The sequence below is a fragment of the Methylobacterium sp. WL69 genome, assembly GCF_008039485.1.
Classification (GTDB): domain Bacteria; phylum Pseudomonadota; class Alphaproteobacteria; order Rhizobiales; family Beijerinckiaceae; genus Methylobacterium.
In genome coordinates this window covers 1-9,087 of sequence record NZ_VRUZ01000129.1, presented here as the reverse complement: position 1 = coordinate 9,087, position 9,087 = coordinate 1, and the positions used below count along the sequence as shown (strand labels likewise).

At 71.4% G+C, this 9,087-nt stretch carries 8 protein-coding genes; 6 read left to right on the top strand and 2 right to left on the bottom strand.

Annotation, left to right across the window (positions count from 1 at the left end; translation table 11 throughout):
- The 4 genes from FV218_RS20865 to FV218_RS20850 form a co-directional block, all read left to right on the top strand.
- A partial coding sequence (locus tag FV218_RS20865) for an SIS domain-containing protein (protein ID WP_147711396.1) occupies window positions 1-503 on the top strand: 503 nt, incomplete at its 5' end.
- A 143-nt stretch (window positions 504-646) separates the two neighbouring features.
- Window positions 647-1,066, top strand: coding sequence for a hypothetical protein (locus tag FV218_RS20860; RefSeq protein ID WP_056097345.1), 420 nt, complete (start codon window positions 647-649; stop codon window positions 1,064-1,066).
- Between the two features lie 28 nt (window positions 1,067-1,094).
- Window positions 1,095-2,369: a PHB depolymerase family esterase gene (locus FV218_RS20855; RefSeq protein WP_147711395.1), complete on the top strand. Its 1,275-nt coding sequence runs from the start codon at window positions 1,095-1,097 to the stop codon at window positions 2,367-2,369.
- Window positions 2,370-2,540: 171 nt separating this feature from the next.
- Window positions 2,541-3,311 (top strand): DUF502 domain-containing protein, encoded by a 771-nt coding sequence (locus FV218_RS20850; protein WP_056097347.1) that lies wholly within the window; start codon window positions 2,541-2,543, stop codon window positions 3,309-3,311.
- 55 nt (window positions 3,312-3,366) lie between these two features.
- Here the strand turns inward: FV218_RS20850 and FV218_RS20845 are convergent, their stop codons facing one another.
- Together FV218_RS20845 and recG are read right to left on the bottom strand one after the other, a co-directional pair.
- On the bottom strand, window positions 3,367-5,844 hold the full coding sequence (locus FV218_RS20845; RefSeq protein WP_147711394.1) for an EAL domain-containing protein: 2,478 nt from the start codon (window positions 5,842-5,844) through the stop codon (window positions 3,367-3,369).
- A 92-nt stretch (window positions 5,845-5,936) separates the two neighbouring features.
- Window positions 5,937-8,081: an ATP-dependent DNA helicase RecG gene (recG, locus tag FV218_RS20840; protein WP_056097350.1), complete on the bottom strand. Its 2,145-nt coding sequence runs from the start codon at window positions 8,079-8,081 to the stop codon at window positions 5,937-5,939.
- A gap of 220 nt (window positions 8,082-8,301) precedes the next feature.
- Between recG and FV218_RS20835 the strand changes: the two genes are divergently transcribed.
- Both FV218_RS20835 and FV218_RS20830 read left to right on the top strand, forming a co-directional pair.
- A complete protein-coding gene (locus FV218_RS20835) occupies window positions 8,302-8,565 on the top strand; it encodes a DUF1640 domain-containing protein (protein ID WP_147711393.1) in 264 nt (87 codons plus the stop codon).
- A 97-nt stretch (window positions 8,566-8,662) separates the two neighbouring features.
- Window positions 8,663-8,956 carry a succinate dehydrogenase assembly factor 2 gene (locus tag FV218_RS20830; RefSeq protein WP_056097355.1) on the top strand — a complete coding sequence of 98 codons (294 nt, stop codon included), beginning with the start codon at window positions 8,663-8,665 and terminating at the stop codon, window positions 8,954-8,956.
- Window positions 8,957-9,087: the final 131 nt, after the last annotated feature.

The window sequence follows — 9,087 nt, the reverse complement described above, 5'->3', positions numbered from 1 at the left end:
TGATGGCCGAGGCGACCAAGCGCGAGGGCGAGATCGAGATCCTGGCCCGCGAGGTGTCGAAGGCCCGCGACGTGCTCTATCTGGGGCGCGGCACCAGCTACCCGATGGCCCTGGAAGGCGCCCTGAAGCTCAAAGAAATCAGCTACATCCACGCCGAAGGGTATGCGGCGGGCGAACTCAAGCACGGCCCCATCGCCCTCATCGACGAGAGCGTTCCGGTCATCGTCATCGCGCCCCACGACGCCATCTTCGAGAAGACCGTGTCGAACATGCAGGAGGTGGCCGCCCGCGGCGGGCGCATCATCCTCATCGGCGACGCCAAGGGTGCCGCGGCGGCGGGCCTCGAGACCCTGGCGACGGTGACCATGCCCGACTGCGACCCGGTGGTGGCCCCCATCGTCTACGCCGTGCCGATCCAGCTCATCGCCTACCACACGGCCGTGTTCATGGGGAAAGACGTGGACCAGCCGCGCAACCTCGCGAAATCCGTCACCGTCGAGTAACCGCCCGGGCGACAGCCCGCTCCCCCACCGACCAGCGCTGAAACACGGTCCCGCCAGCGGCGGCCGCAGGCTGGCCCTTGCGCTTTTCCATCCCGTCGCCATCTCTAGACCATCCAACCGGATGGTCTGAGGGGGTTTGAGAGATGGAAGACAACGTTCACGCCCTGCGGCCGAAGCTGCCCGACAGCGAGAAGGTCACGGTCAATCTCGGCTTCGTCGATCTCGGGCACATCGACCTGATGGTCCGCGACGGCTTCTTCGCCAACCGGGCCGACTTCATCCGCACCGCCGTGCGCAACCAGCTCGAACGCCAGGGCGAGGCCGTGCGCCAGTCCGTGGCGCGCAAGGGCCTCGAACTCGGCCTCTCGCATTACAGCCGTGCCGCCCTGGAGGCGGCCCGCGACGCCGGGACGCCGCTCCACATCCAGGTGCTCGGCCTCGCCAGCATCGCCGCCGACGTCAGCCCCGACCTCGCCCGCGCGGCCATCGCCTCCGTGCAGGTGCTCGGCGCCTTCCAGGCGAGCCCCGCCGTGAAGGCGGCGCTCGCCGACCGCATCGCCTGATTTCACCGCTCACAAGGATTCCCGATCCATGGCCCCGTTCAACGCAACCCACTTCCCGTCCATCGACATGGCCGCCGTCACCCGCCTCACCCAGGCCGGGCGGCTGTCCGAGGCGATGGCCCTGCTCCAGGGCAGGCCGGTGCCCGAGGCGGATGCGCCGAAGGGCGCGCCGCGCCCCATCCTCGACATGGTGGCCCCGGCGGACGCCACCGGGGCCTGGACGGCGCCGGGGGCTCGGGTCTCCGGGGAGGCCGCTTCGGAGGCCCCCGCGCAGGCGGCGATGCCCGACGTCGCGCAGGCCCTGCGCGCCATGTCCGAGCGCTTCACCAAGGCCGGTGGTCTGGCGGCGGCGATGCCGAACCTCGAAGGGCTCGGCGGGGGGCTGGGACAAGGATTTGGTCAAGGTCTCGGCCGGACGCCCGCCGCGACGCCGGTGCCCGAGGGCGCCCGCTTCGAGACGCGCCGCTTCACCGGTGCCCATGGCGCCCGCGACTACAAGGTCTACGTGCCCAGCGGCCGGGCGGGCGAGACCCTGCCGGTGATCGTGATGCTGCACGGCTGCACCCAGTCGCCCGACGATTTCGCCGCCGGCACCCGGATGAACGCGCTGGCCGAGGCGCAGGGCTTCCTCGTGGCCTATCCGGCGCAGCCGCCCTCGGCCAACGCGCAGAAGTGTTGGAACTGGTTCAACGCCGGCGACCAGAGGCGCGAGGGCGGCGAGCCGGCCCTCATCGCCGGCATCGCCCGGGCGGTCCTGGCCGAGTTCGGCGGCGACGGCAGCCGCGTCTACGTCGCCGGCCTGTCGGCGGGGGGCGCGGCCGCCGCCATCATGGCGGCGACCTATCCCGACCTGTTCGCGGCGGTGGGGGTGCATTCGGGCCTCGCCTGCGGGGCGGCGCGCGACATGCCCTCCGCCTTCGCGGCCATGAACGGCGGCGGGGCGGTCCAGGCCCGCGGGAACGGCCCGGCGGTCCCCACCATCGTCTTCCACGGCGACGGCGACCGCACGGTCCATCCCGTCAACGGCGAGCGGGTGATCGCCCAGGCGACGCCCGCCGAGGGTCTGGGCACGACGGTGACGAAGGGAACGGCGCCGGGCGGCACCCGCTACACCCGCACGGTCCGGACCGACGAGGCGGACCGCGCCGTGCTGGAGCACTGGCTCCTGCACGGCACCGGCCACGCCTGGTCCGGCGGAAGCCCGGACGGGTCCTACACCGACCCGCGCGGACCCGATGCCAGCGCCGAGATGGTGCGGTTCTTCCTGGCGCATGCCCTGACGGAAAACCCGACCCGGCACTGAACGGACGGGCCGGGCTCGAGCCGCGGCCTTGAGCCCGGCTGGGGGCCGGCCTTGAGCCCGGCTGGGGGCCGGCCTTGAGCCCGGCCCCCGCAGGGGCTACCTCTACGGGAAGGGGGGCCGGGGCCGGCCGACGATCCTCGGGCGCCGTTCCCCACGGCCGAAAGAGCATCCGTGGCGACACTCATCCCACCGGTCCCCGAACCCGACACCGGCGCCCGCCCCCGGGTGAGCGCGCGCGGGCGCCTGCGGACCTACTTTCTCACCGGCATCATCGTCTCGGGGCCGCTCGCCATCACCATCTACATCACGTGGTGGTTCATCAGCCTCATCGACGGCTGGGTGAAGCCCCTGGTGCCGGCGAGCTACCTGCCCGACCATTACCTGCCGTTCTCGATCCCCGGCCTCGGCCTCGTCATCGCCTTCGTGGCGGTGACCCTGCTCGGCTTCCTCACGGCCAACCTCGTCGGCCGCAGCGTCGTCGAGTTCGGCGAGGTGCTGCTCGCCCGGACCCCGGTGATCTCGGGGCTGTACAAGGGCCTGCGCCAGATCTTCGAGACGCTGTTCTCCGCCAACGGCACCTCGTTCCGCACGGTGGGCCTCGTCGAGTTCCCGGTGAAGGGCACCTGGTCGGTGGTGTTCCTGTCGGCGCCGGCAGCACCGGACGTGCAGAACGCCCTGGCGCCCGGCGGCGACCATGTCGGCGTGTTCCTGCCCTGCGCCCCCAACCCGACCACGGGGTTCTTCTTCTACCTGCCACGCGCCGACATCGTGGAGATCGCCATGAGCGTCGACGACGCGGCCAAGCTCGTCATGTCGGCCGGCGTGATCCAGCCCGACGATCCCCACGCGCGGATCCAGGCCATGGCCGCGACCCTGCGCGCGGCGCGCGACGCGGATGCGGCGCCCCTGATGCCTTCCGCCCCCCAGCGGACGGAGGCCTGAGGATCATCGAACTCCGCCTGGCGGAGCGATCGAACGGCGTTCGTCCGTCCTCCCCTCAGCCCGCGCGCCGCAGGGACATCCCGGGCGCGTCGTCCCGCATCATGTCGCGGGCCTCGCCGGCCGGCATCGGCCGACCGAACAGGAAGCCCTGGACCTCGTCGCAACCGGCCGCCCGCAGGCGCTGGAACTGGCCGTCCGTCTCGATGCCCTCGGCGGTCGTGAGAATCCCGAGGCTGGCGCCGAGGTCGACGATGGCCCGGACGATGGCGGCGGCCTCGGAATGGGTCTCCATCTCGCTCACGAACGACCGATCGATCTTGATGCGGTCGAAGGGGAAAGACCGCAGGTAGCCCAGCGACGAGTACCCCGTGCCGAAATCGTCCATGGCGATGCGCACGCCGAGGGCCCTGAGCTGGTGCAGAACCGCGAGGTTGGACGCGTTCTCGGCGAGCAGCACGGTCTCGGTGATCTCGAGTTCGAGGCGGTCCGGCGCGAGTCCGGCCTCCGCCAGCGCCCGCCCCACCATGCCGGGAAGACCACGATCCCGGAACTGGATCGGCGAGAGGTTCACGGCGACCCGAAGGGAGGTGGGCCAGGACGCCGCCTCGGCGCAGGCCGTGCGCAGGATCCATTCACCGATGGGGACGATGAGGCCCGTCTCCTCGGCCATGGGGATGAACTCCGCGGGGGCAATGAAGCCGCGCTCGGGGTGGCGCCAGCGCAGGAGGGCCTCGAAACCCATCAGCCGCCCGGAGGCGGCCAGCAGCACCGGCTGATAGTGGAGTTCGAGGCCGCCGCCGGCGAAGGCCGCGCGCAGATCCTGCTCCAGGGCTCGGCGGGCCCGGATCGCGGCCTCCATCGCGACGGTGAAGCAATGGTGCGTGTTCCGGCCGGCCCCCTTGGCTCCGTAGAGGGCGAGGTCGGCGTTGCGCAGCAGCCGATCGGGGTCGGTGCCGTCGTGCGGCAGGCGCGCCACGCCGATGCTGACGCCGACCCGAACCTCCTGACCCTGGATCGTGAAGGGTCGGCTTACGGCCTCGATGAGGCAGGCGGCCAGGGTTTTGACCGGGACGTCGCGCTCGACGAGGATCGCGAACTCGTCGCCCCCCATGCGGGCGACCAGGTCGACGCCCTCCAGGCAGCCGGTCAACCGCCCGGCCACACCGCGCAGGAGCTCATCGCCCGCGGAATGGCCCAGGGTGTCGTTGACGGTCTTGAAGTGATCGAGGTCGAGGAAGAGCACCAGGGCTCCGGTGCCGGATTGCCGAGAACGGACGATGGCCTCGCTCAACCGGGCCCGGAACAGGACACGGTTGGGCAGATCGGTCAGGGCGTCGTAGTGTGCCATGTAGGCGATGCGGGCCTCGGCCCGGCGCCGCTCCGTGACGTCGATCACCGCCGTCAGGACGGCGGAGCGGCCGTGAAAATCGAGGACGCGTTCGAACAGGGTCACCTCGATACACGACCCGTCCGCCCGCAGATGCGTCCGTGGTGCGGCCGGCCCGTAGAGCTCGGTGGTGGCGGGCAGGGCACCCGTGACCACGGGTTCGAGATCGGCCAGGGTCATGGCGCAGAAGCGCTCGAGGCTGTGCCCGTAATGGGTCAGCGCCGCGTCGTTCACCGCCAGGAATCGGTGCGTGCCCCGATCGATCAGCCACATGGGCAGGGGGTTGTTCTCGAACAGGAGGCGGGCCGAAGCCTCGCGGGCCTTCAGGTCTCCGACATCCACGAAGGTCAGGGCCAGGAGATCGCCGATGCAGCCCGCCTCGATCTTGAGGTGCAGGTCGCACCCGTCCGCACCGGACAGGCTGACCTCGAAGACATCGCGGCGTTCCGACGTGATCACGCCGACCAGGCGGCACAGGACGTCGCCCTGGGTCAACCGCGCGGAAACCCGGGTCAGGCGCTGCCATTGCAGGTCCGAGATGGTGCCGCCGAGGAGGCGGGCCGCCCCCTCGTTGGCCGCGACGATCTTGAAATCGCTCACCCGTCCGTCGCCGGTTCGGATGGTGCTGAGGGCGAGCATGCCCTGGTCCGTGGCGCCGAACATCGCCTTGACGAGATCGTAGCGGGACTGCACGCCGATGAGGCTCAGGAGCACCAGGGGCGCGTCGTCCCGGCGCGCCAGGGGTATGCCGAGAAACTCGATGCTGGTGACGATGCCGTCATGGACGCGGTCGCAGCGCGTGCGGGCCGGGCCGCGGAGGGTCAGGGCCCGCTCCACCACCTCGTGCAGGGGCTGTCGCACGTCCTCGCTGAGGCCGGCCACGTCGAGGCGCTCCGCCGCGGACGTCGCGCCATCGCGGACCGCACCGGAATCCCGATGGAGCCAGGCCAGGAAACGCGCTCCGCTCCAGAGGATGGCGTGCGGCTGACCCGCCCGCGTGGCGATGAGGGCGGCGTGATCGGCGTAACGCCCGAGATTGCCGAGGACGACGGCCTCGTAGGACGGAATGCCCCCGTCCGAGCGCCGCGCCGCTTGCCAGCGCTCGATCAGGGGGGTGGCACTCAGGCCCGCACTCTCACTCGGCATGGTCCCGCAATCCCCGCTCCGGGCGGGCCTTACACCCCGAGACATTGACGCTAAGTTCATGAGCCAGCTCATGAATATCGTTTAGAGGGGTCTTATCCGGCCCCGAGCAACCGGATCGCCGCGTCGCGTTCGAACAGGTAGAGCAGCACCCGCAGGGCCTGGCCACGCGGGCTCTTCAGGCCGGGATCGCGCTGGACCATGAGCTGCGCGTCGTCGCGGGCGACCTGCAGCAGCTCGGCGTCGCTCTCCAGGCTCGCGAGGCGGAAGGCGGCCATGCCGGACTGGCGCGTGCCCAGCACCTCGCCCTCGCCGCGCAGGCGCAGGTCCTCCTCGGCGATGCGAAACCCGTCCTCGGTCTCGCGCATCATCTCCAGGCGCGCCCGCGAGACCTGGCCCAGGGGGCCGCGATAGAGCAGCAGGCAGGTGGAGGCCTTGGCGCCCCGCCCGACGCGGCCGCGCAGCTGATGGAGCTGGGCCAATCCGAAGCGCTCGGCATGCTCGATGACCATGATGGTGGCCTCCGGCACGTCGACGCCGACCTCGACCACCGTGGTGGAGACGAGGATCTTCGTCGTGCCGGCGGAGAACCGCTCCATGGCGGCGTCCTTGTCCGGCCCCGGCATCTTGCCGTGGATGAGGCCGACCGCGTCGCCGAAGCTGTGGCGCAGATCGGCGAAACGCTCTTCCGCCGCCGCGAGGTCGACGAACTCGGATTCGGCGACGAGGGGACAGATCCAGTAGACCCGGTCGCCGGCGGCGAGCGCCCTCCCCAACCCCGCCACCACCTCGTCGAGGCGGTCCGTGGAGACGAGGCGGGTGACGATGGCCCGGCGCCCGGCCGGCTTCTCGTCGAGGACCGAGACGTCCATATCGCCAAAGCAGGTGAGCGCCAGGGTGCGGGGGATCGGCGTCGCGGTCATCACCAGGATGTCCACGGCCTGGCCCTTGGCGCCGAGCGCCAAGCGCTGATGGACGCCGAAGCGGTGCTGCTCGTCCACCACCGCCACGCCGAGGTCGCGGAACACGACGCTGTCCTGGAACAGGGCGTGGGTGCCGACCACGATGTCGATGCTGCCCGCCGCGAGGTCGGCCAGGGTCGCGCGCCGCTCGGCGGCCCGGTCGCGGCCGGTGAGCAAACGCAGGCGCAGGCCCCCGGCCATGGGTCCGAGGCGCTCGAAATGCTGGCGGGCGAGGATTTCGGTGGGGGCCATCAGGGCCGCCTGCCGGCCGACCTCGATGGCGGACGCCATGGCCAGCAGCGCCACCGCGGTCTTGCCCGAGCCGACATCGCCCTGGAGCAGGCGCAGCATGCGCCGGTCGGAGGCGAGGTCGGCGCGGATCTCGGCGACGGCCCGTGTCTGCGCACCCGTGAGCCCGAAGGGCAGGGCGGCCTCGATCCGGTCCTTGAGCCGGCCGTCGCCCGCATTGGCCCGGCCCGGGGCCCGGCGGTTGCGGGCGCGGAGAAGCGCGAGCGCCAGCTGGGACGCCAGGAGTTCGTCGTAGGCGAGGCGCCGCCGGGCGGGGGTCCGGGGGGCGCTCGTCGCCCCGTCCGGCACGGGGGGCGGGGCGTTCTCCGGGCGGTGCTCGGCGCGCAGGGCGTCGGCGAAGGCCGGCAGGTTTTCGCGCGCGAGCCAGGCCGGGTCCTGCCACTCGGGCAGCACGGGCAGGCGCTCCAGGGCCGCGTGGGCGAGCTTCGAGATCGCCCGCGAGGTCAGCCCCTCCGTGGCGCCGTAGACGGGCTCGACGGCGGGGAGGGCGGCCAGCCCCGCCTCGTCGATGATGCGGGCCGGGTGCACCATCTGGCGGTGGCCGTCGTAGAGGTCGATGCGGCCGGTGATGTAGCGATGCGCCCCGAGCGGCAGCATCTTCTCCACCCGGGGGCCCGGCATGCCGAAGAACACCAGGGTGATGTCGCCCGTGGCATCCTCCACCAGCACCCGGTAGGGACGTTTGCCGGCGCCGGCCTGGGGCGGGCGGTACTCCGTGACGGTGACGCCGAGCGTCACCGGCTCCCCCGGCGGCGCCTCGGCGATGGAGCCCAGAAGTTTCCGCACCACGCCGCCCTGGGGCAGGTGGAACAGGAGATCGACGATCCGCGCCGGCTGCTCCGGCGTCCCGAGCAGCCGCTCGATCATCGGCGCCATCTTCGGGCCGATCCCCGGCAGGCCCCGGGCCGGCGCGAACAGCGGATCGAGGATGGTCGGGCGGAGCGGGGCGGGGCGGGCGTCGTCGGTCATGCGCGCGGCTCGGCCCAGCCGCTCGCCCGGGCTGGGGGAGAGCCGCGCCTACTGGGTCTATGAGCCGTGACGGAATGCATACCCCCGCCATAGAATGCCGAGCGCGGCCGGGGCAACGCCCGCGTTGCCGCTTCCGTTCTCGGAGCCGTTGCGATGGCTCCGGCACGGGCCATATGCGATGGTAGCTCGCCTCGATGGGACGGGAGACGCGACGCGCACCATGACCACAACCACCCTGGACACGCTCGCCATCGCCCGCAAGCTGAAGGCCGCCGGCTTCTCGGACGATCAGGCCGAAGCCGTGACGGGGGTCATCCGCGAGGTCCGCGAGAGTGACCTGTCCGCCCTGGTCACGAATTCCACGCTCAAGGCGGAACTCTCCGATGCGAAGTACGACATCCTGAAGTGGGTTCTGTCGGCCATCGGCTTCCAGACCATCGTGGTGGTGGGTGCGATCATCACGCTGACGAAGGGCCTTCGCTGAGGGCAGAGGCCCCTGCTGGAAGCTGCAGCCTTCGATCTTGCAATCCTCTGATCCGAGGATCACAGCATCCCCGGATCACAGCATCACAGGCCGCCCCATGTCCGGAACCACCCGCACCAGCGCGGACCTCGATCCGCGCCGCCGCCGCACCCTCTTCCGCGCCTGGCACCGCGGCATCCGCGAGATGGACCTGATCATGGGCCGCTTCGCCGATGCCGAGATCGGCACCCTGACGGAGGAGGAGCTGACCCTGTTCGAGGCCCTCATCGAGGTGCCGGACCGGGACCTGTTCCGCTGGCTCACGGGCGAGGACGAGACGCCGCAGAACTACGATACCCCCGTGTACCGCCGCCTCAAGGCGTTCCATAAGCACGACGCGCCGATTCACTAGACGGCGCGCCACCGCACGGGACCGTCCGACGCCCTGGATCCCGCCCCATACGGGGGGGGACTCTGCGTCGCGCCTCGCCCACCGAACGAGTTCGAACACCCGACCCGATGGCAAAACCCCAGCCCAAAGCC

What these genes read in the sequence shown, in the direction of transcription:
- FV218_RS20830 (WP_056097355.1), top strand. Translation starts at nt 8,663, where the DNA reads ATGTCCGGAACCACCCGCACCAGCGCGGACCTCGATCCGCGCCGCCGC.
- FV218_RS20835 (WP_147711393.1), top strand. Translation starts at nt 8,302, where the DNA reads ATGACCACAACCACCCTGGACACGCTCGCCATCGCCCGCAAGCTGAAG.
- FV218_RS20860 (WP_056097345.1), top strand. Translation starts at nt 647, where the DNA reads ATGGAAGACAACGTTCACGCCCTGCGGCCGAAGCTGCCCGACAGCGAG.
- FV218_RS20855 (WP_147711395.1), top strand. Translation starts at nt 1,095, where the DNA reads ATGGCCCCGTTCAACGCAACCCACTTCCCGTCCATCGACATGGCCGCC.
- FV218_RS20845 (WP_147711394.1), bottom strand. Translation starts at nt 5,844, where the DNA reads ATGCCGAGTGAGAGTGCGGGCCTGAGTGCCACCCCCCTGATCGAGCGC.
- recG (WP_056097350.1), bottom strand. Translation starts at nt 8,081, where the DNA reads ATGACCGACGACGCCCGCCCCGCCCCGCTCCGCCCGACCATCCTCGAT.